Origin of the sequence: Serratia sp. Z4 (assembly GCF_009900725.1) — a bacterium.
In the GTDB taxonomy this organism is placed as follows: domain Bacteria; phylum Pseudomonadota; class Gammaproteobacteria; order Enterobacterales; family Enterobacteriaceae; genus Serratia; species Serratia nematodiphila.
The window spans coordinates 1261786-1284674 of record NZ_JAAABD010000002.1 but is presented as its reverse complement, the minus strand read 5'-3'; the positions used below and the strand labels follow the sequence as shown (position 1 = coordinate 1284674).

Genomic DNA, 22889 nt, shown 5'->3' with positions numbered 1-22889 from the left:
GCGGGTTAGTCGGGTTGTGGTTGAGGTAGTCACGCCACAGGACTTCGGCGATGTCCGCCATGCCCATAGGGGCCCCCGGGTGGCCGGAATTTGCTTTTTGTACGGCGTCCATGCTGAGTGCGCGGATAGCGTTGGCAAGCTCTTTACGAGAAGACATAACGAAACTCCAGTGCGATTACAGTTGAGCGGCCAACATGTCTTCCAGCTTCTGCTGGTCGACGGCGAACAGGCGAATGCCTTCGGCGAGTTTTTCCACCGCCATGGCGTCCTGATTGTGCAGCCAGCGGAACTCCGCTTCGGCCAGCGGGGCAGGTTGGTGGAAGCCCTCGGTAGACGGGGTCAACTTGCGTTCGACCGGCTGCTCGCTGTTTTTCAGCTGTTCCAGCAGGTTTGGCGCGATGGTCAGGCGATCGCAGCCGGCCAGCGCCAGGATCTGCTCAACCTTGCGGAAGCTGGCGCCCATGATCACCGTCTGGTAACGATGACGCTTGTAGTATTCATAGATGGTGCGCACCGATTTCACGCCCGGATCCTGATCGGCGTCGTAGTCGGCGGCAGGCTGTTTGGCCTGGTACCAGTCATAGATGCGGCCGACGAACGGCGAGATCAGATACACGCCGGCTTCGGCGCAGGCGCGGGCCTGGGCGAAGGAGAACAGCAGCGTCAGGTTGGTGTTGATGCCTTCTTTTTCCAGCTCTTCGGCGGCTTTGATGCCTTCCCAGGTGGAAGCCAGTTTGATCAGGATGCGCGATTTGTCGATGCCTTGTTCTTGGTACATGGCGATCAGCTTGCGCGCTTTGGCGACGCACATGCCGCGGTCGAACGACAGGCGGGCGTCCACTTCGGTGGAGATGCGGCCCGGCACGCTTTTGAGGATCTCGACGCCGATATTGACCGCCAGCTTATCGCTGGCGTTGATCAGCTGGGTTTCCTTGCTGCCGCCCTGGCGGCGGGCATACTCCAACGCTTCGGTGATCAGCGCCTTGTACTGCGGCAGCGCGGCGGCTTTCAGGATCAGCGAAGGGTTGGTGGTGGCGTCCTGGGGTTCGAACTGGCGGATGGATTCGATATCGCCGCTGTCGGCGACCACCGTGGTCAGCTGCTTGAGTGCGTCTAATTGATTCATTGATAAGCTCCTTGACCAAGCTCAATGTAGGGAAATGAGAACCTTTTTCATCATAGGGGGAACACACTGCATCATCGGATCGAGAATGAAAATGCGCTTTTTCTGATTGTTGCGATGGATAATAACAATGAATGCCGAATAAACCCAGGCGGAGCGCGGCTTGCGCGCGACCGCCATCGAGACGGCAGGCGGTTTAACGCCGTCCGGCCGCGTTTTCGTAATAGCCGATCCGCTCGACTTTCGGCGCCGATCCTCCCCCTTCAAACTCCGATTCCAGCCAGGCATCGACGATGGTTTTCGCCAGTTCGGCACCGATGACCCGCGCGCCCAGCGTGATGATCTGAGCATCATTGCTTTTGCGCGCCCGCTGGGCGGAGTAGGTATCGTGACATTGCGCCGCACGAATGCCGGGCACTTTATTGGCCACGATGCTCATACCGATGCCGGTGCCGCACAGCAGGATGCCCCGCCGATGTTTTTCCTCCCGTATCGCCTGCGCGACGCGATAGGCGATATCGGGATAGATCCCCGTTTCTGCGGCGCGATCCGTCGTGTAGTCAATGACGGGGATGTCCCGTTGTTGCAGGTGGGCAACGATCAGATCTTTCAGTTCAATGGCGGCATCATCGGCGCCGATGGCGATAGGCAGCATAGCGATCTCCTGATTGGTAATGAAAAGGGTGGCGATCCTCGGTGGCGCCACGTTCATTACCGTATCCCTGTTTAATCAAATGTTCAATCTGTGTTCTTTTGTTTTTTGCCTGGCTTTTCAGTTTGCCACTGTAAAAGGTGATCTTAGTCACTAAAAAAGGGCTTTTAATCGTTGTTCACTCTAGTGGAGACGGGTTTTTGAGCGATATCACACTTTGATAAGTTCACTGTGGGCAAATTGAACGCATAGCGTTAGTGTTCATTTGTTCTTTGTTTGTGTTAATGATCAAAAGAAGTTTCCCTACCAGAGGAGAGTGCTATGTGTCAGACCTGCATAACAGAGGCGAAAATGGCGGCCGGTATCCCCGAGATCATGAAGGCGGTTGTGGCGTACGCCCCGAAAGATTACCGCCTGGAACAGGTGCCGGTACCGACGATCGGCCCGAAAGAGATCCTGGTGAAGATCGAAGCCTGCGGCATCTGCGCCGGTGATGTTAAAGCGTTCGAAGGGGCGCCCAGCTTCTGGGGCGATGAAAAACAACCGGCGTACATCAAGGCGCCGATGATCCCCGGCCATGAATTCATCGGCCATGTCGTGGGGTACGGTGAAGGCGTCGAGGGCTTCAATCTCGGCGATCGCGTGATATCAGAACAAATCGTTCCCTGCTGGCAATGCCGCTTCTGCAACCGCGGTCAGTATTGGATGTGCGAAAAGCATGACCTGTACGGTTTCCAGAAAAACGTTAACGGCGGCATGGCCGAGTACATGAAGTTCACCAAAGAGGCGATTAACTATCATGTGCCGGCCGACCTGCCGATCGAAAAAGCCATTCTGATCGAACCCTATGCTTGCTCCTTCCATGCGGTGCAACGCGCCAATATCAAACTGGGCGATGTGGTGGTGTTGGCCGGCGCCGGCACCCTGGGGCTGGGCATGATCGGGGCCATCAAGAAATCCGGGCCCTCGAAGCTGGTGGTGCTGGATCTGTCCGACGAACGTCTGGCCTTGGCGAAGCGCTTCGGCGCGGATGTGACGCTCAATCCCACCCGTGACGACGTGCCCGCCGCGGTTAAAGCGATGACCGAGGGCTACGGCTGCGACATCTACATCGAGGCGACCGGCGCACAGAAGTCCGTGGAACAGGGCCTGACGCTGATCCGCAAGCTCGGCACCTTCGTCGAATTTTCCGTGTTTAAGGATCCGGTGACCGTCGACTGGAGCATCATCAGCGACCGCAAGGAACTGGACGTGCTCGGTTCGCACCTCGGCCCTTACTGCTATCCGCTGGTGATCGAAGGCATCGCCAATGGCGATCTGCCGACCGAAGGCGTGGTGACGCATACGTTGCCGCTGGAACAGTTCGCCGAAGGTTTCGAGCTGATGAAGCGCGGTATCGGTTCAATCAAAGTGGTGCTTAATCCAAACCTCTGAAACCTGCGTCGTTCCTCGGGTGCGGGCGAGCCTGCGCCTCCATAATCACATGTGCTGGGGTGTTCTATGTTGCATGGACTGATTCATCGCATTGGTCTGTCACCGAAACTGCTGCTGGGCTATGCCGGCGTGTTGGTGTTCATGATGGGCGAAGGGCTGGAACAGGGCTGGCTGTCGCCTTATTTGATTGGCAAAGGGCTGAGCATTCAGGAATCGGCGCTGCTGTTCAGCGTTTATGGCTTTGCGGCCGCCATCGCCGCCTGGTTTTCCGGCGTGTTGGCGGAAATCTTTACCGCCCGGCGGGTGATGTTGGCCGGCCTGCTGCTGTTTCTGTTCGGTTCGGTGTGTTTTTTGACGTTCGGCCTGCCGAGCAACAACCTGGCGATCATGGTGCCGACCTATGCGCTGCGCGGCTTGGGTTATCCGTTGTTCGCCTACGGTTTTCTGGTGTGGGTGGCGTATGAGGCGCCGCCGGAAAGGCTGGGGTCGGCGGTGGGGATTTTCTGGTTCGTCTACAGCGGCGGGCTCAGCGTGCTGGGCGTGCTGTATTCCAGCATCATGCTGCCTTATCTCGGCGAGATCCACACGCTGTGGAGCGCGCTGATTTTCGTCGTGCTGGGCGCGGTGATTGCGCTGATGCTCAATCGCGACGACGGCGCGGCACAGAGCGGCAACCGTGAAAAGGCGTCGCTGGGTTATGTCTTGAAGGGCATCACCATCGCGTTTGAAAACCCGAAGATTGGCCTGGGCGGCATCGTGCGCACCATTAATACCTCTGCGGCTTACGGCTTCGTCGTATTCATGCCCATGTACATGATGGATATGGGGTTCACCCGCACGCATTGGCTGCAGATGTACGCCGCGCTGTGGACGGTCAACATCATTTTCAACCTGATTTTCGGCGTGATCAGCGACGGGCTCGGCTGGCGCAATGTGGTGATGTGGTTCGGCTGCGTTGGCTGTGCCTTGACCACGCTGATGTTCTACTACGTGCCGCAATTCTTCGGCGCCAACTACCTGCTGACCGTGTGCGCCGCCGGGTTGTTTGGCGCCTGCCTGGCGGCGTTCGTGCCGCTGTCGGCCATCATGCCGTCGCTGGCGCCGGACAATAAGGGCGCGGCGATGTCGATTCTCAATCTGGGTGCCGGCCTGAGCACCTTTGTCGGCCCGGCGGTGGTGGGGCTGTTTATCGGCAGCCTCGGCACCGTTGGCGTGATCTGGATCTTTACCGGTTTGTACCTGTTCAGCGGCGTGCTGATGAAATTTGTCACGCTGCCGAAGGAAAGCGCGACGGCGCAGGAAGAACGCGGCGCGAGTTTGGCGAAAATATCCTGACCGAGGGTGAAGTTCACAGTTTTAAGGGGAAATTTATGATTAATCATCAAACTACGGCGCCGCGCGAGCTCTCGCTGCAGGGCAAGGTGGCGCTGATTACCGGCGGCGCTGCGGGGATCGGTCTCGCTATTGCCGAACGCTATCTGCAAAACGGCGCGCGCGTGGCGCTGCTCGATCGGGCGCCGCAGGTTGCGGAAGTGGCGCGACAGCTGGACGCCGAGGCGGCGGTGGGCGTCGTGGCCGACGTCACCGATGCCGCATCGGTGGAGCGGGCAGTGGCGCAGATTGAGGCGCATTTCGGACGGCTGGACGTGCTGGTCAACAGCGCCGGCATCGTTGCACTGCATCCCGCTGAGGAACTGCCGGAAACGGCGTGGGATGCAACCCTGGCGGTCAATCTGAAAGGCGTGTTTCTTACCTGCCAGGCGGTGGGCCGCCGTTTCATTCGCCAGCGCGGCGGCAGCATCATCAATCTCGCCTCGCAGGCCGGGGTGGTGGCTTTGCCTAATCACTTGGCCTATTGCGCCAGCAAGGCGGGCGTAATCGGTCTGACCCAGGTGTTGGCGCTGGAGTGGGGGCCGCACAACGTGCGGGTTAACGCCATTTCGCCCACCGTGGTTTTGACGGAGCTGGGCCGTAAGGCCTGGTCAGGCGAGGTGGCGGAACAAATGAAGCAGAAAATCCCGCTGCGGCGTTTCGCCGAGCCGCAAGATATCGCCGCCAGCGCCCTGTTTTTGGCCGGCGACGCGGCGGCGATGATCACCGGCGCCAACCTGGTGGTCGACGGCGGTTACACCATTCAATAATTTCTTATTCAGGCGACAGAGAGGCCGCGATGAACAGAATCATTAACGATCCCGATCACGTAGTGGAAGACGCCATTCAGGGCTACAGGCTGGCCCACCCGAACTATTATGCCGCCACCGACAATGCGCGGGTGTTGAAATATCCGCCTGCGCCGATCGCCGGCAAAGTGGGCATCGTCACCGGCGGCGGTTCCGGCCACGAGCCGGCGTTCCTGGGGTATGTCGGCAAAAACATGTTGGATGCCGTCGCGATTGGCGAGATTTTTTCATCGCCTACGGCGGGGGCTTTTCTCGACGCGTTCAAGGCGGCGGACAGCGGTGCGGGCGTCGCTTGCCTGTACGGCAACTACGCCGGCGACAACATGAACGTCAAGATGGCGATCAAGAAGGCCACGGCGGCCGGCATACGGGTGAAAACCGTGGTGGCCAACGATGACGTCGCCTCGGCGCCGGCCAGTGAGATCGATAAACGGCGCGGCGTGGCCGGCGAAATTCTGATGTGGAAGGTCGGCGCGGCGGCGGCGGCCAAGGGATACGATCTGGACGGCGTGATCGGCGCGGCGCAAAAGGCCATCGACCGGTGTCGTTCGATCGGCGTCGGCCTCAGTTCCTGCACCATTCCCGCGGTCGGCAAACCCAATTTTCATATCGAAGACGGCAAGATGGAGATCGGCATCGGCCATCACGGCGAACCGGGCATTGAGGTATCGCCGATCCAGTCGGCGTCGGCGATGGCCGGCACCATGCTCGATTTCGTGCTCAACGACATGCCGCTGGAACAGGGGCAGGAGGTGGCGCTGCTGATCTCCGGGCTTGGCGCCACGCCGGTGATGGAGCTGTATATCTATTATGCCGAAATAGAGCGTCGGTTGACGGCGAAAGGCGTGCGGGTGCATCGGCGCTACGTCGGCAATTACTTCACGTCGCTGGAAATGATGGGCGTGACGCTGACGCTGATGACGCTGGATGACGAACTGAAAACGCTGCTGGACATGCCGGCGCAATCTTTAGGCTTAACCCAGGTGGAGTGAATCATGACGGAACAAATTTCAACCCGGTACGGCAGTGAGATCGTTACGGGGCTGATAGAAACCATTGTCAGCAACCGCGAATATCTGAGCGAAATCGACGGCGCCATCGGCGACGGTGACCACGGCATTAATATGTCGAAGGGATTCGCGATGTGCGGCGATGCCATTCGCGGCCGCGAGCTCACGCTGGCGCAGGCGTTCGATGCGGTATCGGATGCGCTGATGGAGGGCATCGGCGGTTCGATGGGGCCGCTGTACGGCAGCCTGTTCATGGGCATGGCGGAGAGCGTCCGTGAGCGCAGCGTGCTGGACAAGCAGGCATTTTTGGCGATGTTGCACGGCGGGTTGCGCGAACTGCAGGACATCAGCAGCGCGGGCGTGGGCGATAAGTGTCTGATGGATACGCTGATACCGGCGGTGGCGGCATTTGAGCAGGCGGTGGGACGCGGTGACGACTTCGCCGCTGCGCTGGAACAAATGAAAATCGCCGCAGAGCGCGGGCGGGACTCCACCCGCGAGCTGGTGGCGAAAATCGGCCGCGCCAGCCGTCTGGGCGAGCGTTCGCGCGGCGTACTGGACGCCGGCGCGGTATCTTGCTGCCTGCTCTTGACCCGATTGGCGGACGAGGTGGAGCAACGACTGAATACCGTTGCCGCCTGAACGCGTTATACTAGCGGGCATTCAGCCTTGTCGGAGGGGCGTGTATCGTCCCTCCGCCATCATCAACCGGCCTGCCGTGGGGAAACGTCTAACGGATGGAAAAACAAACTGTGTCCCAGGATAACGAACTGCTGACCGAAATCGCCGTTGCTTATTATCAGGATGAGATCACGCAGGAAGAGATCGCTAAAAAGTTCGGCATCTCACGGATCAAAGTCGGTCGTTTGCTCAAGCGCGCCAAGGAAGAAGGCATCGTCGAGATCAACGTGCGTTATCACCCGGTATTCAGCACCCGGCTGGAACAGCAGATGATGGAACGTTTTCCCATCAGCCGCGCGTTGATCGCGCTCGACCATCAGGACGAAGAGGAACAGCGTCGGCAGGTGGCGGCGCTGGTGTCCAATTATCTGGCGATGTCGCTGAAAGACGATATGGTGTTGGCGGTCGGCCAGGGACGCAACGTGGCGGCGATCGCCGATCATGTCGGCAGCGTGACGGAACGCAACTGCAAGTTCATCTGCGGCATCGGCGGCACCCACCGTCCGGGCGACGCGATCAACGCCGACCATATCAGCCGGCGTCTGGCGAAGAAGTTCGGCGGCAGCAGCGAGACGCTCTATGCGCCGGCCTACGTCGAAAATCGCGCGCTGAAAGACGCCTTCATGCAGAACGGCACGATCAAGGAAACGCTGGATCGTGCGCGTAAGGCCGATGTGGCGTTAGTCGGCATTGGCGACATGAATGAAAACAGCTATATGGTGAAATTGGGGTGGTTTACGCCGCACGAGATTATCGACGCCAGCCTTAATCAGGGCGTGATCGGCGACATCGCCGGCTATGATTTTTTCAATGCTCAGGGCCAGCATGTCGACACGGTGATGAATGACAGAGTGATCGGGCTGAGCATTGATGAGCTGCGCAAAATCCCTTGTGTGATCGCCATTGCTTCCGAGAATACCAAGGCGTTGGCGATTTTGGGCGCTTTGCGCACCGGCGCCATCGACATTATCGCCACCAGCGCGCTCAATGTGCGCACTATCCTCAACATGTCGCAATAGCGGCACCTGCAAAAAAGGGTTCAGCGCCAGGCTGAACCCTCAACGATCTCCTCATTTGGCCGATTATTTGCTCAGGTTGACGTCGATCGCCTGATAGAAGGCGTTAGCGGTGTCGGCTATGTCCCACACGGCAAGGATCACGTGCGAACCGCTGCGATCTGCCGGTATGTTGCACTGGTGGGTGACCTGTGCTGCAGGGATGGCACCGCCGTCGTTGAACTGGCAGAACGGCGTCAGGTCAAAGGAAGCGCGGGTCAGCGGCTGCGAAGCGTCCCAGTTCGGCTTGGTGATGAAATAGCGCCAGCTGGTGGTGCTGTGACGGGCGGTCAGCTTCCAGGTAAAGGAGTTCGGGCCGGTTTTCAGATTGAGCTTGTTCCAGCGCGTCGGCGTTTGCTGATCCAGTTCGAAGAAGGTGGACTTGTCGGCGCTGGCGATATGGCCGTCAGCCGGGCCGGCCTGCGGGAAGCCTTTCAGGCCTTCGACGCTCTGCGGTTCGTACTGCACGCTGCCGCACTGCGTGTTGAGCTGCAGTTTGCACTGGTAGGCGCGGCTGGCCGGCGATTCGACATAACCGTGAGCATTCGCCTGTTGTGAAACGCCGAACATGGCCGCGCTCAGCAGGCCCAGAGAGAGCAGGGTACGGGAAGTTTTGTTCATAAGTCACTCCTGACTGAAATTATGTTGTAAGTTGAGCGTATTTCACCGACAAAATGAGAGACTAATAACGCAATTGGAAATAACCATTTCTGTCGGCTTGTTTTATTTTTACCATTCTGGTTTGGCCGTAGATCGGAATGTTTTACCGGCTATTAACGAAAAATATTATGATGACAATCTTTGATCGTTAGGCCGAATTTATTTAACTGTCACAGTGTAAAAGCACGGCGCTATGATGAAATTTATATCAAGTAGTGATGAATAGTATTTAAGATAGCGCTCTCATTTATGAAGTATATTGCTTGTTGCTATGAGTACCCTTGTTCGATTTGATCGATTTTTGTGCGCCACCACCTTGGGAATTTAGTGTCATTTTTCTTATTTTATTTTAAAGAGGAATTTGTATGACTAGATTATCCCTGGACGCGATTAAAATAATCAGCACCATCAAGAGCACCGGATCTTTCTCTATGGCCGCGGAGGCGCTGCATAAAACGCCTTCGGCGATCTCTTATCGGGTTTCCAATATTGAAAGCAAACTTTGCGTGAAACTTTTTCATCGCAATGGCCCCATGATTACCCTGACGGATGAAGGGGAATTTCTCCTGCAGGAAGGCAGTTGGATTTTAAATGCGGTGCAGGATCTGGAAAGCCGGGTGCGCAACATCCCCAAGCTGGACAATAATATCCGCCTGGCGGTAGACACCTTCTTCCCGCTGGAAACGCTGACGCAGGATATCCGCGACTATATTCAGCATTGCCCGAACGCCAATATCTCGGTGCAGCGGGAAGCGTTGAACGGCACCTGGGATGCGCTGAAAAACAACCGGGCGGATCTGATCATCGCCATCGGCCAAATTCCCGACAGCGTGCAGGCCAAAACCCTGATGCTCGGCAAGCTCAACTTTGTGCTGTGCGTATCGCCTTCGCACCCGTTCGCGGCGCAGAGAAAGCCGGTGTGCAAGAAACAGCGGTTGAACGACATCGTGGTGGTGATCGCCGACAGCAGCCATGAGCTGCCCAAGCGCAATCACGGTACGCTGCCCTTGCAGCGTCAACTGGTGGTGTGCGATGTGGAAAGCAACCTGGCGCTGCTCAAGCGCGGCATCGGCCACGCTTTTCTGCCGCCTGCGCTGATCGAAAAAGAACTGGCCAGCGGCGAACTGGTGACGGTGCCGGTGGAGATGCAAAAGGGCGACGAAATGATTTGGCTGGCGTGGCATCCGGCCAGCAAGGGCGCCGGGTTTAACTGGTGGCATGAGCGGCTGACGCGTAAAAGCGATGTCTACAGCCTGATGGGCCGCGAAGTGGTGCGGGATGGCGGCTATCCATGGTGCCACAACTGAAGGAATAGAGACGAAGGGACGCGAAAATCAAACGGTTAACTCAATGAAAACCCCGCAGCATTCGGCTACGGGGTTTTTTTATGGTTTACGCTACGCGGCCCACCTTCAGCCAGGCGCTGTCTGAACCCGGTGCAGAGGTGATGTAACCCCACTTGGTCTGCCAGACGTAGCCCTGGTAGGACACCAGCGCGCCCTGCGCGTAAGTGGTGCCCGGCACATAGGCCGGCGCGGTCATGATAGGCAGGTTGCCGGGGCCGACGCCGGTGTAGCGCAGCCCGGTGCCCATATCCAGCTGGCTGTCGTCGTAGTCTGCGGCGTTGAAATAGCGATCCAGCGAGGCCAGCAGATCGCCGTTGCGGTTGTCTTGCCCCAGATGCCAGAACATCACGCCGCCCAGCTGCTGCTGCTTGATGTACTTCGCTTTGTATTTGAAACTCTCGGCATCGTCATAGGTGACGAACAGCCCGTTCTGCGCATGATACAGATAAGGGGTTTTGGTCTTGTCGTTCCACAACCGCTGATAGCCGTAGTTGCCCTGCAGCATCTGCTCCAACTGGCGATAGGAGGCGATGCGCGGATCCTTGTCGCGCACGCACTCTTCGCAGCCCACCAGCCAGTAGTCGGTGCTCGGATACGGATCTTCGCCCGGCGTGCTGTGGCTGCTGTATTGCCCACCGTTGCTGCCGCTGACGCCCTTGAAGGCGCGGCCATAGAAGGGCACGCCCATGACGATTTTGGCGCTCGGCACGCCTTCCATCATCAGGTGTTGCTGCACGGCGGCGTCGACCGTCAGGCTGAACGGGCTGGGGAAGGCGCGGATCAGCTCTTCCCAGCTCCAGCCCAGATTGGCTTCGCGCAGCGCGTTGTAGAAGGTCGGCCCGGCCGCGTCGCCGAACAGCGCCGCCTGGTGGTTGGTTACCTTCTCCCAGGGGCCGGCCAGATCGTAGGTCATCAGGTTGATGTAATCGAGCGGCGCGACGATCTGCGCCAGCTTGCTGTAATAGCGCGACAGGAAGAAGGCGCCGCCGGCGCCGGCGATGGTCAACTGGTACGGCAACGCCTGGCGGCCGTCGGCGACGGTTTGCTGATTCAGCAAGGTGCGGATCTCCTGCAGCGCGGCGATGAAGCCGTCCACTTCCGCCGCCTGCGGATACTCCCAGTCGATGTCCACGCCGTCGAAACCGTAATCCTTCATGATGCGCACGCAGGATTGGGCGAACTTGGCGCGCGACGCCGGGGTTTTCACCGCGTTGACGTAGTTGGCGTGCGACACGCCCAGATCGTTGGAGTAGTACCAGCCGCCGATGGAGAACATGATGCGCAGGCTGGGGTTATGCGCTTTGAGCGCGGTCAAACGGTTGACCACATCGCGCGCCTTGGCGTCGTTGGTGGCCGGATCCCAGGCGCATTCCAGGTTGCTGTTGATATCCAGGAACGAGAAGTTGATGTGCGTCAGCTGTTTGGCTTTGGCCGGCGTAATGTTGGAAACCGGGAATGGCACGACATAGGTATCGGACTCGGTGTAATTATTGATTTGGTTGGTTGGAATAAAATAATACCCAATAACGGCTTTGCGTGTGGACATGGTATTTCTCCAGAGTGGATGTTTTTATGATGGGGAAGTATTCCCCACCGCCATTAATGTTTATTTTTCGTAAAAACAAAAGTCGAAATAAATCACCATAAGAATGAATTTTTTATTTACTGCCGCCTGTCTTGGCGTTTATGTGTTGTGCCAACGTTCAGCGTGAATGAATTCGACCATAGGGCCTGTATTTATTCATTTGCTTTGTAATAGCATCCTTAACTAGATTTTGATTATCCGATGTTCCACCGGCCGTGATTGGCATTTAATTAAAAATAAAAAAGGAGATGAGCTATGTCCAGCATAGAGCCTGACGCTGTTGGCTTAATAGTCCAGCGAGTATGTGAATATCTTCAGCCGGTATTGAACGCCATTTTGGCCGGCGTGATGGCGCTATTACATGGCGCCTACCGCAACGTGGGCATTCGGCGACGCTTATTGAATGCGGCGATGTGCGCGTTATTGGCCTGGACGGTGCGCGATGCGCTGGCGTTGATGGGCCTGGAATTAAAGTGGGCGAATTTGGCCAGCGTCCTGATTGGTTTTATGGGGGCGGATTACATCAACGCCTTAATTAAAAAATTCATCGGCAAAAAGACGGGGTTTAAAAATGTTAAATGACATCGAAGAGATTCGCTTTACCGCCCGCAGCGAAGAGAATCTGCGCGGCGTGCATCCGGATCTGGTGCGCGTTATTCGTCTGGCGCTGCGCTATTCGCTGGTGCCGTTTTCCGTCAGCGAGGGGCTGCGCAGCATGGCGCGCCAGCGGGAAATGGTGCGCGCCGGCAACAGCCAAACGCTGCGCAGCCGCCACCTGACCGGACACGCGGTGGACGTGGTGGCGATGCCGGCGGGCGTGGTCTCCTGGGAGTGGGATTACTACGCGCAAATTGCGGTGGCGGTGCGGCGCGCGGCGCGTGAATGCGGCATCAACGTCGAATGGGGCGGTGAATGGAAAACCCTCAAGGATGGCCCGCACTTCCAGCTGCCGTTTCGGGACTATCCGGCATGAGTGGCTGGCTGCAAAAACTGATGCAGGGCGGGTTGCTGCTGCTGTTGCTGGCGGCTATCTGCCTCGGCGGCTACAGCGCGCTGTTGTCGCACCAGTTGGCGTCCGCGCGGCAACAGGCGGCGGAACTGCAAAAAAGCCTGGCGCAGCAGGCGGGGCTTATCGCCACCTTGCAGACACAGGACGCGCAAAATCGTGCGCTGATGGCGGCGCAGCAGCGGCAGGAACAGCAGCTGCGCCAGCAACACGAGGCTTATCAGAGGAAATACCGTGAAGCGATTAAAAACGATCCCTGCGCCGCTCAGCCTCTGCCTGGCGCTGTGCTTGAGCTCCTGCGCCCGGCCGCCGGCGCCGCAGGCCGTGCCGCTGTTGCCCCCTGAGTCGGTGTTCGCGCCCTGTGAGCAGCCGCTGCTGCAGGGGGAGAGCTGGGGCGATGCGGTGAGCTATGCCCTGGCGTTACAAACCTCGTTACACATTTGCGCCGGCCAGGTGGAGACGCTCAACGCCTGGCGCGCCACGCTGCCGCCGCGCTGACGGCGGCGTTTCTCTGCTCGTCCCGCAGGCCTTCTTTTTTTACTTTTAAAACGCTCTTTCGACCAAGGTTATGGCGTGCTTCAAAGTTTGTGATGTTTCTCTCACTATACTTCAAGGCTGTGCCCTGTCATTGTAATTGGGCGCCATGGCCCACGGCAGGGCGCAGCCTCAAAGCCTTACCTCAACATAAAAGCAAAAAACAAAGGAATCCATAATGGACGAACAGCTCAAACAGAGTGCCCTTGATTTCCATCAGTTTCCTGTCCCAGGGAAGATCCAGGTTTCCCCTACCAAACCGTTGGCGACCCAGCGCGATCTGGCGCTGGCCTATTCGCCGGGCGTCGCCGCGCCTTGCCTCGAGATCGCCGAAGATCCGCTGGCGGCCTACAAATACACCGCGCGCGGCAACCTGGTGGCGGTGATTTCCAACGGCACGGCGGTACTGGGTCTGGGCAATATCGGCGCGTTGGCCGGTAAGCCGGTGATGGAAGGCAAGGGCGTTTTGTTCAAGAAGTTTTCCGGTATCGATGTATTTGATATCGAAGTGGATGAGCATAACCCTGACAAGTTAATCGACATTATCGCCGCGCTGGAACCGACCTTCGGTGGCATCAACCTGGAAGACATCAAGGCGCCGGAGTGTTTCTACATCGAGCAGAAACTGCGTGAGCGCATGAAGATCCCGGTGTTCCACGACGACCAGCACGGCACGGCGATCATTACCACCGCCGCGGTGCTCAACGGCCTGCGCGTGGTGAAGAAGAACATCTCCGATGTGCGGCTGGTGGTGTCCGGCGCCGGCGCGGCGTCCATCGCCTGCCTGAACCTGCTGGTGGCGCTGGGGCTGCGTCAGCAGAACATCACCGTCTGCGACTCCAAAGGCGTCATCTATAAAGGCCGCGACGCCAATATGGAACAGACCAAAGCCGCCTACGCCATCGAGGATAACGGCCAGCGCACGCTGGGCGACGCCATCCCGAACGCCGACATCTTCCTCGGCTGCTCCGGCCCGGGCGTCCTGACGCAGGATATGGTGAAAACCATGGCGCGCGATCCGCTGATCATGGCGCTGGCCAACCCGGAACCGGAAATTCTGCCGCCGCTGGCCAAAGCGGTGCGCCCGGACGCCATCATCTGTACCGGCCGTTCCGACTACCCGAACCAGGTGAACAACGTCCTGTGCTTCCCGTTCATTTTCCGCGGCGCGCTCGACGTGGGCGCCACCACCATCAACGAAGAGATGAAGCTGGCCTGCGTGCACGCCATCGCCGATCTGGCGCTGGCGGAGCAGAGCGACGTGGTGGCTTCCGCGTATGACGATCAGGATCTCTCCTTCGGGCCGGAATACATCATTCCGAAACCGTTCGATCCGCGTCTGATCGTCAAGATCGCGCCGGCGGTGGCCAAGGCGGCGATGGATTCCGGCGTGGCGACGCGCCCGATCGAAGACTTCGACGCCTACGTGGAGAAGCTGGCGGAGTTCGTCTACAAAACCAACCTGTTCATGAAACCGATCTTCTCGCAGGCGCGCAAAGAGATGAAGCGGGTGGTGCTGGCGGAAGGCGAGGAAGAGCGCGTGCTGCACGCCACGCAAGAGCTGGTGTCGCAGGGGCTGGCCTTCCCGATCCTGGTCGGCCGGCCGAGCGTGATCGAGATGCGCTTGAAAAAGCTGGGCCTGCAGCTGACGCCGGGCAAAGATTTCGAAGTGGTGAACAACGAGTCGGATCCGCGCTTCAACGAATACTGGGGCGAGTACTACCAGATCATGAAACGCCGCGGCGTCTCGCAAGAGCAGGCGCGCCGCGCGGTGATCGGCAACCCGACGCTGATCGCCGCCATCATGCTGCACCGCGGCGAAGCGGATGCGATGATCTGCGGCACCATCGGCAGCTACCACGAGCATTACGACGTGGTGAAGAACGTGTTCGGTTTCCGTGAAGGCGCGCACGTCGCCGGCGCGATGAACGCGCTGCTGCTGCCGAGCGGCAACACCTTTATCGCCGACACCTACGTCAACGACGATCCGACGCCGGAACAGCTGGCGGAGATCACCCTGATGGCGGCGGAAACCGTGCGCCGCTTCGGCATTGAGCCGAAGGTGGCGCTGCTGTCTCACTCCAGCTTCGGCTCGTCTGACTGCCCGGCGGCGCGCAAGATGCGCAAAACGCTGGAACTGGTGAACGAGCTGGCGCCGGAGCTGGAGATCGACGGTGAAATGCACGGCGACGCCGCGCTGGTGGAAAGCATCCGTCACGATCTGATGCCGGACAGCCCGCTGAAAGGCTCGGCCAACCTGCTGATCATGCCGAACATGGAAGCGGCGCGCATCAGCTACAACCTGCTGCGCGTCTCCTGCTCGGAAGGGGTGACCGTCGGGCCGGTGCTGATGGGGGTCGCCAAGCCGGTGCACATCCTGACGCCGATCGCCTCGGTGCGCCGCATCGTCAACATGGTGGCGCTGGCGGTGGTGGAAGCCCAGACCGAACCGCTGTAAGGCCGGGATGAGTGACTGGCCCCCTGCGCCGTTGGCGCCGGGGGCTTTTTTATTTCCAGCGGACGTGGTACAAATAATCGTCAAATATGTACATGTACAGGTAAAGAAAATGACTACGATTAGCTACACGGCGGCGAGAAACAATTTGGCCGAGGTGCTTTTGGAAGCGCAAAAACAGCCGGTGGAAGTGACGCGCCGCGGACACGATGAGGTTTACATCATCAGTAAGGCCGACTATGAGGTTTTGGTCAAAGCCAAAGTGAAAGCGCGCATTCAGGCTAAACACGCGGATACGATTAAGGCGCTGGCCAATAGATGATCTTTTTGACCGCAGAGGATATTGCGGAATTCAACGCTGAAATTGTGCCTCACGGCCGCCAGGAAGGCAGCAAAGTTGAGGCTGTAGCCAACCGCGTGCTCAATGCTTACCACTATGAGAACGTCACCGACGTTTACCGCTTGGCCGCGCTCTATCTCATCGCCATCAGCCACGGTCACATTTTTCTTGATGGCAACAAACGTACGGCCTTCCAAAGCATGGCGCTATTTCTCGGTATTAATGGCATTGCACTGCGGGAAGACGCAGAACTGGTCGAAATTACGGTTGAAGCAGCTCAAGGCCGCCTCAACGTTGAACAAGCCGCGGAGCAACTGCGCCGGCTAACCGAATAACTCCCATTCTCATGCCTTGCAGCGCGCGGCGATGGCGCGGATATCCTGCGGGGTGGTGCGGCAACAGCCGCCGATCAAATGTGCGCCGAGCGCACGCCACTCTACCGCCTGATCGGCCAGGCTGCCGTGTTCGCCGCCGCAGGCGTGCCAGGTTTTGCTCACCGCATCGTAATGCTCCCCGGAGTTCGGGTAGACCAGCAGCGGTTTGTCGGCCAGCGCGCTCAGCTGACGCAGCGCCGGGGCGACCTTGTCCAGCGCGATGCAGTTGATGCCGATCGCCAGCACCTGCGGGTTGCCGCGCAGTGCGGACATGACCTCCGTCAGCGGCGTGCCGTCGCTGAGGTGTTGGCTGTCGCGCAGGGTGAAGGCGAACCAGGCGCCGAGCGTCGGGAACTCCTGCAGCAGCGTCAGCAGCGCCTGCAGTTCAGCGAACGACGGCAGCGTTTCGCAGGCCAGCAGATCGACGCCGGCGACGGCCAGCGCGGCGAGGCGCGGGCGGTGGAAGGCAATGAAGTCATCCTGCGCCAGCCGATAGTCGCCACGGTATTCCGAGCCGTCGGCCAGATAGGCGCCGTACGGGCCTACAGAACCGGCGATCAGCAGCGGCGCGGCCTGCGGGTGTTCGGCCAGATAATCGCGGCGCGCGCGTTGCGCCAGCTGCACGCTTTTGGCGATCAGCGCCAGCGATTGCTCCTGATCCAGGCCGCGGCGCAAGAAGCCCTGCGGCGTGGCCTGATAGCTGGCGGTGATGGCGCACTGGGCGCCGGCGTTGAAATAATCGAGATGCACCTGATAGATAAGCTCGGGATTTTCAATCAGCACCTTGGCCGACCACAGCGGATCGGTCAGATCGCAGCCGCGCGCTTCCAGTTCGGTGGCCAGCGCGCCGTCCAGGATCAGCGTCGGCCGTTCGGCCAGCAGGCGGGCGACGGGGTTGTTAACCGACATGTTGTTCTCCCAAAGCGGTTTTTTGCCCGGCGCGCCGGGTCAGGAAATAGGTGAGGTAGCACAGGGCGACGAACGGCAGCCCGCAGTAGAGCGCGATGCGCTGCTCCGGATCGAACGCCAGCCCGATACAGGCCAGCAGGCACAACGCAAAGCCGAGGATCGGCGTCAATGGATAGCCGGGGGCGCGGTATTTCAGGCCGCTTATCGGCTGGCCGCTGCGCAGATAGGCGCGGCGGAAAGCATAGTGGGCGGCGCAGATGCTCAGCCACACCGCCACCACCGCAAAGCCGGAGATCGCCGACAGGGCGACGAACACCGTGTCCGGCGCGATCACGCTGGTCAGCAGCGCCAGCACGCCGCCGAGCATGCTGAAGGTCAGGGCGTTGATCGGAATGCCGCGTGCATTGACGCGCGCAAAGTAGGCCGGCAGGGTACGCTGGTGGGCCAGCGACCACAGCATGCGCCCCGAAGCGTACAGGCCGGAGTTGGCCGCCGACAGGATGGCGGTCAGGATCACGAAGTTGAAGATATCGGCGGCGTAAGGCACGCCGATGCGTTCAAACACCAACACGAACGGGCTTTTGACGATCCCCGCCTGATCCATCGGGATCAACGCCGCCAGCACGAAGACCGTGCCGATAAAGAACAGCATCAGGCGGATCACCGTGGTGCGGATCGCCAGCGGCACGACTTTCTCCGGGTTCTCGGTTTCACCGGCGGCGATGCCGATCAGTTCCGTGCCGGAGAAGGCAAAGTTCACCGCCACCATGGTCATCAGGATCGGCAGCGTGCCGTGCGGCAGCCAGCCGGAAGCGGTCAGGTTATGCAGGAACGGCGCCGGCGTGCCGTCTTTCATCGGCAGCAGGCCGAACATGGCGGCGCCGCCCAGAATGATGAACGCCAGAATGGTCACCACTTTGATCAGCGAAAACCAGAATTCGCTTTCGGCAAAAAAACGGGTGGTCACGACGTTGAGCAGGAAAATGGCCGCGCAGAAGATCAGGCACCACAGCCACACCGGCGACTGCGGGAACCAGTACTGCATGCAGAATCCGGCGGCGGTCAGGCTGGAGCCCAGCGCCACCGTCCAGGTGAGCCAATACAGCCAGGCGACGGCATAGCCGGTGGCCGGCCCCAGATAGCGCGAGGCATAGACGTGAAAAGCGCCGGTTTCCGGCATCGCCACCGACAGCTCACCCAGGCACAGCATCACCAGGTACACCACCAGCGCGCCGATCAGGTAGGCCAGCAGGGTGCCGAGCGCCCCGGTGGTGGAGATGATATAACCGGTGTTGAAAAACAGCCCGGTGCCGATCACGCCGCCCAGCGACAACATCACCAGGTGCCGGGCCTTCATGCTGCGTTTGAACTGCCCTGCGGCGGGCGCCGATGCGTGCATAATAATCTATCCGTATAGACGTCTAAATATCTGAATGGCTATTGGTTATACCCGTAATGCCTTTTTAACGCAATGCGCCACCGGCGATCGCCGCGTAAAAAAATCGTTAAGTCGGATCTATATGCAAATGATAATTATTATCTATAATGTCGCCATTTTCGCTAATGGGACAACATGATGAGATATCTGATTTTATTGGCGGCCTTGGCGCTCGGCGCCTGCAGCCAAACGCCGGTGAAGGCACCGGCCAATGACATCGCGAGTTTGGGGAGCATCACCGATCTGCACAGCGGTGCGAGCCTGACGCCGGAGCAGCTGTTGACGCGATTGGCGCAGCAGCCGCGGGTGATCGTCGGGGAAAAACATGACAATCCTTACCACCATCAGGTTGAGCAATGGCTGGTGCAGCAACTGCCGCAGCGGCGGCCGCAGGGCAGCGTGCTGATGGAGATGATCAACCCGAACCAGCAGGCGCAGGTGGACAAAGTCAAGCAGTGGCTGCAGAGCGACCCCACAGTGCGTGACGGCCGCGTGGCGGAGCTGATCGCCTGGCAGCCTGGCTGGAAGTGGGAACTGTATGGCGGGGTGACGATGGCGGCGATGCGCGCGCCATACCCGCTGTGGTCAGCCAACCTGGATCGCAGCGAGATTACGGCGTTCTATCAGCAGCCGCAGTTCCCGGCGGGGCAGCTATCGGCGCAGCCGGCGGTGCGCAAGGCGTTGGAAGAGACCATCCGCACTTCGCACGGCGGCAAGATTGAGGCCGACCAACTGCACGCAATGTTGGCGATCCAGCAGCAGCGCGATCGGCGCATGGCGGAACGTTTGCTGGCGGCGCCCACGCCCGCGCTGTTGATCGCCGGCGGCTATCACGCCGCCAAATCGGTGGGCGTGCCGCTGCACGTGCGGGATCTGCAACCGGCGGCGGCGCCGACGGTGCTGATGCTGGCGGAGCCGGGCGTACAGGTCGATGCGAACACGGCGGACTACCTGTGGATCACACCATCAGTGAAATGAATACGTTAAGGCAGTGAAAAGGGGTGTTAATTATAGTTGCAAATGATTATCATTAGTAAATGTGATCTGCAATCATTCGCAATTAAGCAAGCTAATGCCCCTATGTTAAGTCAGTCTTATTCCCTTCCGGCCTTTGAGCTGCCGCAGCCGCGCTGGGCGCGCGGCCTGCTGCTCGCCCTGGCGGCGCACGCGGCGTTGGTGCTGCTGTTTTATTGGCCGCAGACGGCGCTCGAGCCGGTCGAGCTGCCGCCGCCGGCGGTGATGATGAGCTGGGCGGCGCAGATTGAAGCGCCGGAAAGCAAACCGCTGCCGCTGGGCGTGCAGCAGGCGGAGTCCGCCGCGGCGCAGCCCGCTGAGCAGCAGCAACAGCCGGATCTGCCTAAGCTGGCGCGCGCCGATAAAGCGAAGATCGTGACGGCGCAGAAGAAGCGCGCCGAACACCGCCCCCCGCAAAAAGCGCAGCCGAAACCGCAGGAACAGGCCAAAGAGACGCGCAACGCCGCCGCGTCCAGCGCCGCCGCGCCGCAGGCGCAGACGCTCTCCCACCAAACCGCCGCGCCGATCAACAGCGATGCCAACAGCAGCGCGCAGGCCAAGCTGTCGTGGGAGAGTCTGGTGAAAGGCAAGCTGAACCGCATCAAGGAATATCCCCCGGATGCCCGCAACCGCCGGCGCAGCGGCATGCCGCAGGTCAGTTTCAGCGTCGACGCGCAGGGGCGGGTATCGAACGTGATCCTGCTGGCGCGTTCCGGCACCGCGTCGCTGGATCGGGAAGCGGTGGCGGTGGTGTCGCGCGCGCAGCCGTTGCCGCCGCCGCCGCCGGAGATGCTGCAGCAGGGGGCCGTCAGGGTAACGATGCCGATCGATTTCAATCTGGCGGAGCTGAACGCCCGCCGTTAATGCCCGCAGACGCCGCCTCGCCGCCGTCCGCCTTTTCAAACTTCGTGAGGGATTATGAATCCGCTGTTATTCACCCCGCGTCGCCGCATCGCGGCCGCGCTCTGGCTTTCTTTAGGCGTCGCCGGCGCCGCGCTGGCGCAACCGCAGCCGCCGTTGGCGGAACGGGCGCCGAAAGCGCTGACGGCCCACGGCGAGACGCGCACCGACGATTATTACTGGCTGCGCGACGACAGCCGAAAAGAGCCGAAGGTGCTGGACTACCTGAAGGCGGAGAACCGCTACACCGAGCAGATGATGGCGCCGTACCAGAAGCTGCGCGCCACGCTGTATCAGGAGATGCTGGGCCGCATGAGTCCTGACGATCGTTCGGTGCCGTATCAGCTCAACGGCTATCGCTATCAGGAAAGCTACGCCGCCGGTAAAGATTTCGCGCGGTATCAGCGCCAGGCGCTCACCGGCGACACGCCGTGGCAAACCCTGTTGGACGCCAATCAGCGCGCGGCAGGCCATGCCTATTATCGCCTGGGGGCGCTGGACGTCAGTCTGGACAACCGCCGCCTGGCGGTAGCCGAAGATCTGCAGGGCCGTCGCCAATACCGCATCTCCCTGCGCGAGATAGACAGTGAGCGTTGGTCGCCGGAAACGCTGGAAAACACCTCCGGCAACATGGTGTGGGCCAACGACAGCCAAACCCTGTTCTACGTGCGCAACCACCCGCAAACGCTGTTGCCGTACCAGGTCTATCGCCATCAGTACGGTACGCCGACGGCGGAAGATAAGCTGGTGTACCAGGAGAACGATCCGGCGTTCTACCTCAGCCTCAGCCGTTCTTCTTCGCGTGACTACTTGATACTCACCATCAGCGGCAACACCACCTCCGAAGTGCGCCTGATCGACGCCAACCAGCCGCAGCGCGAGCCGCAGCTGTTCGCCGTCCGGCAAAACGGCCGCGAGTATTACCTCGATCACTACCGCGGAGAGTTCTATCTGCGTTCCAACCATCAGGATCCGAACTTCGGCCTGTACCGCACGGCGGCGGCGAGCAACCCCTGGCAGACGCTGATTGCGCCGCAGGCGCAGCACGAGGTGGAGAGCTTCAGCCTGTTCCGCGACTGGCTGGTGGTGCAGGAACGCGCCAACGGGCTGGTGCAGCTGCGGCAAATCAGCTGGGACGGCAAAACCGAGCGCGCCATCCCGTTCGACGACGCCAGCTACATGGCCTGGCTGGGCTATAACCCGGAGCCGGACAGCGATCGGTTGCGCTACGGCTATTCGGCGATGACCACGCCGACCCGCACCTATGAGTGGGATCTGAACAAGGGCGAGCGCACCCTGCTCAAGCAACAGGAAGTGAAAGGCGTCGATCCCAGCCTGTATCACAGCGAACGCATTTGGATCACGGCGCGCGACGGCGTGAAGGTGCCGGTCTCGCTGGTGTATCGCAAATCGCTGTTCAAAAACGGGCATAACCCGCTGCTGGTCTACGGCTATGGCGCTTACGGCATGAGCATGGATCCGGCGTTCAGCGCCAACCGTATCAGCCTGCTGGATCGCGGCTTCGTCTATGCGCTGATCCACGTGCGTGGCGGCGGCGAGTTGGGGCAGAGCTGGTACAAACAGGGCAAGCTGACGCATAAACCGAACAGCTTTAACGATTTCATCGACGCCACCCAGGCATTGATCAACGGCGGCTACGGCCAACCGGGACGCATCTACGCCATGGGCGGCAGCGCCGGCGGATTGCTGATGGGGGCGGTGATCAATCAGGCGCCGCAGCTGTACAACGCGGTGGTGGCGCAGGTGCCGTTCGTCGACGTGGTGACCACCATGCTGGATGACAGCATTCCGCTGACCACCGGGGAATACGAGGAGTGGGGCAACCCGCACCAGCCGGCCGCCTATGCGCTGATGAAGTCCTACAGCCCGTACGACAACGTGCGCAAGCAGCATTATCCGAACCTGCTGGTCACCAGCGGTTTGTACGACTCGCAGGTGCAGTATTGGGAGCCGGCCAAATGGGTGGCGAAGCTGCGGCGTTTCAAACAGGGCGATTCGCTGTTGCTGCTCTCCACCGACATGACCGCCGGCCACGGCGGCAAATCGGGCCGCCTGGCGCGGCTGGAAAACGGCGCGCTGGAGTACGCCTTTATTTTGGCGGCGGATCGGCAGACGCAGAAATAACCTTCAGCGCCGCGGCACGCTGCGGCGCAATAAAACAATAACAATCTT

24 protein-coding genes are annotated in these 22889 nt (G+C 59.9%); 17 read left to right on the top strand and 7 right to left on the bottom strand.

What is annotated here, in order from left to right; genetic code table 11:
- The 3 genes from GT753_RS13965 to rpiB all read right to left on the bottom strand — a co-directional run.
- A partial coding sequence (locus GT753_RS13965) for a hypothetical protein (protein ID WP_174242134.1) occupies positions 1-157 on the bottom strand: 157 nt, incomplete at its 3' end.
- A gap of 18 nt (positions 158-175) precedes the next feature.
- A complete protein-coding gene (gene tal, locus GT753_RS13960; protein ID WP_004936597.1) occupies positions 176-1126 on the bottom strand; it encodes a transaldolase in 951 nt (316 codons plus the stop codon).
- A gap of 193 nt (positions 1127-1319) precedes the next feature.
- The gene (rpiB, locus tag GT753_RS13955; RefSeq protein WP_004936593.1) at positions 1320-1778 is read right to left on the bottom strand and encodes a ribose 5-phosphate isomerase B; all 459 of its coding nucleotides are present in this window, start codon (positions 1776-1778) and stop codon (positions 1320-1322) included.
- A gap of 318 nt (positions 1779-2096) precedes the next feature.
- On the opposite strand from rpiB, the gene GT753_RS13950 reads away from it, so the two are divergent.
- The 6 genes from GT753_RS13950 (at position 2097) to GT753_RS13925 (ending at position 8099) form a co-directional block, all read left to right on the top strand.
- Positions 2097-3209 (top strand): alcohol dehydrogenase catalytic domain-containing protein, encoded by a 1113-nt coding sequence (locus GT753_RS13950; RefSeq protein ID WP_031300581.1) that lies wholly within the window; start codon positions 2097-2099, stop codon positions 3207-3209.
- Positions 3210-3275: 66 nt separating this feature from the next.
- Positions 3276-4544 carry an MFS transporter gene (locus GT753_RS13945; RefSeq protein ID WP_004936588.1) on the top strand — a complete coding sequence of 423 codons (1269 nt, stop codon included), beginning with the start codon at positions 3276-3278 and terminating at the stop codon, positions 4542-4544.
- 35 nt (positions 4545-4579) lie between these two features.
- Complete coding sequence (locus GT753_RS13940) at positions 4580-5350, top strand: SDR family oxidoreductase (RefSeq protein WP_131165018.1); 771 nt, start codon at positions 4580-4582, stop codon at positions 5348-5350.
- Between the two features lie 29 nt (positions 5351-5379).
- Positions 5380-6381, top strand: a complete 1002-nt coding sequence (locus tag GT753_RS13935) for a dihydroxyacetone kinase subunit DhaK (RefSeq protein ID WP_004936581.1) — start codon at positions 5380-5382, stop codon at positions 6379-6381.
- A 3-nt stretch (positions 6382-6384) separates the two neighbouring features.
- Positions 6385-7041 carry a dihydroxyacetone kinase subunit DhaL gene (gene dhaL, locus GT753_RS13930; protein ID WP_004936578.1) on the top strand — a complete coding sequence of 219 codons (657 nt, stop codon included), beginning with the start codon at positions 6385-6387 and terminating at the stop codon, positions 7039-7041.
- Between the two features lie 95 nt (positions 7042-7136).
- Complete coding sequence (locus GT753_RS13925) at positions 7137-8099, top strand: sugar-binding transcriptional regulator (RefSeq protein ID WP_004936575.1); 963 nt, start codon at positions 7137-7139, stop codon at positions 8097-8099.
- A 63-nt stretch (positions 8100-8162) separates the two neighbouring features.
- On the opposite strand, the gene GT753_RS13920 is transcribed toward GT753_RS13925, so the two are convergent.
- Positions 8163-8756 carry a lytic polysaccharide monooxygenase gene (locus tag GT753_RS13920; RefSeq protein ID WP_004936574.1) on the bottom strand — a complete coding sequence of 198 codons (594 nt, stop codon included), beginning with the start codon at positions 8754-8756 and terminating at the stop codon, positions 8163-8165.
- Between the two features lie 404 nt (positions 8757-9160).
- Between GT753_RS13920 and GT753_RS13915 the strand changes: the two genes are divergently transcribed.
- Positions 9161-10102, top strand: a complete 942-nt coding sequence (locus tag GT753_RS13915) for a LysR family transcriptional regulator (RefSeq protein WP_015378692.1) — start codon at positions 9161-9163, stop codon at positions 10100-10102.
- An 85-nt stretch (positions 10103-10187) separates the two neighbouring features.
- On the opposite strand, the gene GT753_RS13910 is transcribed toward GT753_RS13915, so the two are convergent.
- Complete coding sequence (locus tag GT753_RS13910) at positions 10188-11687, bottom strand: glycosyl hydrolase family 18 protein (protein ID WP_160125681.1); 1500 nt, start codon at positions 11685-11687, stop codon at positions 10188-10190.
- A 294-nt stretch (positions 11688-11981) separates the two neighbouring features.
- On the opposite strand from GT753_RS13910, the gene GT753_RS13905 reads away from it, so the two are divergent.
- The 7 genes from GT753_RS13905 to GT753_RS13880 all read left to right on the top strand — a co-directional run bounded on the left by GT753_RS13905 (position 11982) and on the right by GT753_RS13880 (position 16396).
- Positions 11982-12308, top strand: coding sequence for a phage holin, lambda family (locus GT753_RS13905; protein ID WP_004936551.1), 327 nt, complete (start codon positions 11982-11984; stop codon positions 12306-12308).
- The gene (locus GT753_RS13900) at positions 12298-12699 is read left to right on the top strand and encodes a M15 family metallopeptidase (protein WP_033643981.1); all 402 of its coding nucleotides are present in this window, start codon (positions 12298-12300) and stop codon (positions 12697-12699) included. The genes GT753_RS13905 and GT753_RS13900 overlap by 11 nt, the downstream gene beginning before the upstream one ends.
- A complete protein-coding gene (locus tag GT753_RS13895) occupies positions 12696-13076 on the top strand; it encodes a DUF2570 family protein (protein WP_160125680.1) in 381 nt (126 codons plus the stop codon). The genes GT753_RS13900 and GT753_RS13895 overlap by 4 nt, the downstream gene beginning before the upstream one ends.
- Positions 13057-13230 (top strand): hypothetical protein, encoded by a 174-nt coding sequence (locus tag GT753_RS25715; RefSeq protein WP_165385135.1) that lies wholly within the window; start codon positions 13057-13059, stop codon positions 13228-13230. Before GT753_RS13895 ends, GT753_RS25715 begins: the two co-directional genes overlap by 20 nt.
- Before the next feature lie 214 nt (positions 13231-13444).
- Positions 13445-15724 carry an NADP-dependent oxaloacetate-decarboxylating malate dehydrogenase gene (gene maeB, locus GT753_RS13890; RefSeq protein ID WP_004936542.1) on the top strand — a complete coding sequence of 760 codons (2280 nt, stop codon included), beginning with the start codon at positions 13445-13447 and terminating at the stop codon, positions 15722-15724.
- A 7-nt stretch (positions 15725-15731) separates the two neighbouring features.
- The gene (locus GT753_RS13885) at positions 15732-16043 is read left to right on the top strand and encodes a type II toxin-antitoxin system Phd/YefM family antitoxin (protein ID WP_226883089.1); all 312 of its coding nucleotides are present in this window, start codon (positions 15732-15734) and stop codon (positions 16041-16043) included.
- On the top strand, positions 16040-16396 hold the full coding sequence (locus GT753_RS13880; RefSeq protein WP_044030725.1) for a type II toxin-antitoxin system death-on-curing family toxin: 357 nt from the start codon (positions 16040-16042) through the stop codon (positions 16394-16396). The genes GT753_RS13885 and GT753_RS13880 overlap by 4 nt, the downstream gene beginning before the upstream one ends.
- Before the next feature lie 9 nt (positions 16397-16405).
- On the opposite strand, the gene mmuM is transcribed toward GT753_RS13880, so the two are convergent.
- Positions 16406-17344: a homocysteine S-methyltransferase gene (gene mmuM, locus GT753_RS13875; protein ID WP_021505634.1), complete on the bottom strand. Its 939-nt coding sequence runs from the start codon at positions 17342-17344 to the stop codon at positions 16406-16408.
- Positions 17334-18743, bottom strand: a complete 1410-nt coding sequence (gene mmuP, locus GT753_RS13870; protein ID WP_015378686.1) for an S-methylmethionine permease — start codon at positions 18741-18743, stop codon at positions 17334-17336. The genes mmuM and mmuP overlap by 11 nt, the downstream gene beginning before the upstream one ends.
- A gap of 177 nt (positions 18744-18920) precedes the next feature.
- Here mmuP and GT753_RS13865 point away from each other — a divergent pair, with 177 nt between their 5' ends.
- The 3 genes from GT753_RS13865 to GT753_RS13855 all read left to right on the top strand — a co-directional run bounded on the left by GT753_RS13865 (position 18921) and on the right by GT753_RS13855 (position 22841).
- Positions 18921-19760 (top strand): ChaN family lipoprotein, encoded by an 840-nt coding sequence (locus tag GT753_RS13865; RefSeq protein ID WP_015378685.1) that lies wholly within the window; start codon positions 18921-18923, stop codon positions 19758-19760.
- 102 nt (positions 19761-19862) lie between these two features.
- The gene (locus GT753_RS13860) at positions 19863-20660 is read left to right on the top strand and encodes a TonB family protein (RefSeq protein ID WP_021505631.1); all 798 of its coding nucleotides are present in this window, start codon (positions 19863-19865) and stop codon (positions 20658-20660) included.
- A 54-nt stretch (positions 20661-20714) separates the two neighbouring features.
- The gene (locus GT753_RS13855) at positions 20715-22841 is read left to right on the top strand and encodes a S9 family peptidase (RefSeq protein ID WP_160125679.1); all 2127 of its coding nucleotides are present in this window, start codon (positions 20715-20717) and stop codon (positions 22839-22841) included.
- Positions 22842-22889: the final 48 nt, after the last annotated feature.

Coding starts and splice junctions, on each gene's coding strand:
- GT753_RS13925 (WP_004936575.1), top strand. CDS start 7,137: ATGGAAAAACAAACTGTGTCCCAGGATAACGAACTGCTGACCGAAATC.
- tal (WP_004936597.1), bottom strand. CDS start 1,126: ATGAATCAATTAGACGCACTCAAGCAGCTGACCACGGTGGTCGCCGAC.
- GT753_RS13905 (WP_004936551.1), top strand. CDS start 11,982: ATGTCCAGCATAGAGCCTGACGCTGTTGGCTTAATAGTCCAGCGAGTA.
- GT753_RS13880 (WP_044030725.1), top strand. CDS start 16,040: ATGATCTTTTTGACCGCAGAGGATATTGCGGAATTCAACGCTGAAATT.
- rpiB (WP_004936593.1), bottom strand. CDS start 1,778: ATGCTGCCTATCGCCATCGGCGCCGATGATGCCGCCATTGAACTGAAA.
- maeB (WP_004936542.1), top strand. CDS start 13,445: ATGGACGAACAGCTCAAACAGAGTGCCCTTGATTTCCATCAGTTTCCT.
- GT753_RS13920 (WP_004936574.1), bottom strand. CDS start 8,756: ATGAACAAAACTTCCCGTACCCTGCTCTCTCTGGGCCTGCTGAGCGCG.
- GT753_RS13935 (WP_004936581.1), top strand. CDS start 5,380: ATGAACAGAATCATTAACGATCCCGATCACGTAGTGGAAGACGCCATT.
- GT753_RS13950 (WP_031300581.1), top strand. CDS start 2,097: ATGTGTCAGACCTGCATAACAGAGGCGAAAATGGCGGCCGGTATCCCC.
- dhaL (WP_004936578.1), top strand. CDS start 6,385: ATGACGGAACAAATTTCAACCCGGTACGGCAGTGAGATCGTTACGGGG.
- GT753_RS13945 (WP_004936588.1), top strand. CDS start 3,276: ATGTTGCATGGACTGATTCATCGCATTGGTCTGTCACCGAAACTGCTG.
- mmuM (WP_021505634.1), bottom strand. CDS start 17,344: ATGTCGGTTAACAACCCCGTCGCCCGCCTGCTGGCCGAACGGCCGACG.
- GT753_RS13900 (WP_033643981.1), top strand. CDS start 12,298: ATGTTAAATGACATCGAAGAGATTCGCTTTACCGCCCGCAGCGAAGAG.
- GT753_RS13885 (WP_226883089.1), top strand. CDS start 15,732: ATGAGTGACTGGCCCCCTGCGCCGTTGGCGCCGGGGGCTTTTTTATTT.
- mmuP (WP_015378686.1), bottom strand. CDS start 18,743: ATGCACGCATCGGCGCCCGCCGCAGGGCAGTTCAAACGCAGCATGAAG.
- GT753_RS13940 (WP_131165018.1), top strand. CDS start 4,580: ATGATTAATCATCAAACTACGGCGCCGCGCGAGCTCTCGCTGCAGGGC.
- GT753_RS13865 (WP_015378685.1), top strand. CDS start 18,921: ATGAGATATCTGATTTTATTGGCGGCCTTGGCGCTCGGCGCCTGCAGC.
- GT753_RS13915 (WP_015378692.1), top strand. CDS start 9,161: ATGACTAGATTATCCCTGGACGCGATTAAAATAATCAGCACCATCAAG.
- GT753_RS13855 (WP_160125679.1), top strand. CDS start 20,715: ATGAATCCGCTGTTATTCACCCCGCGTCGCCGCATCGCGGCCGCGCTC.
- GT753_RS13910 (WP_160125681.1), bottom strand. CDS start 11,687: ATGTCCACACGCAAAGCCGTTATTGGGTATTATTTTATTCCAACCAAC.
- GT753_RS13895 (WP_160125680.1), top strand. CDS start 12,696: ATGAGTGGCTGGCTGCAAAAACTGATGCAGGGCGGGTTGCTGCTGCTG.
- GT753_RS13860 (WP_021505631.1), top strand. CDS start 19,863: ATGTTAAGTCAGTCTTATTCCCTTCCGGCCTTTGAGCTGCCGCAGCCG.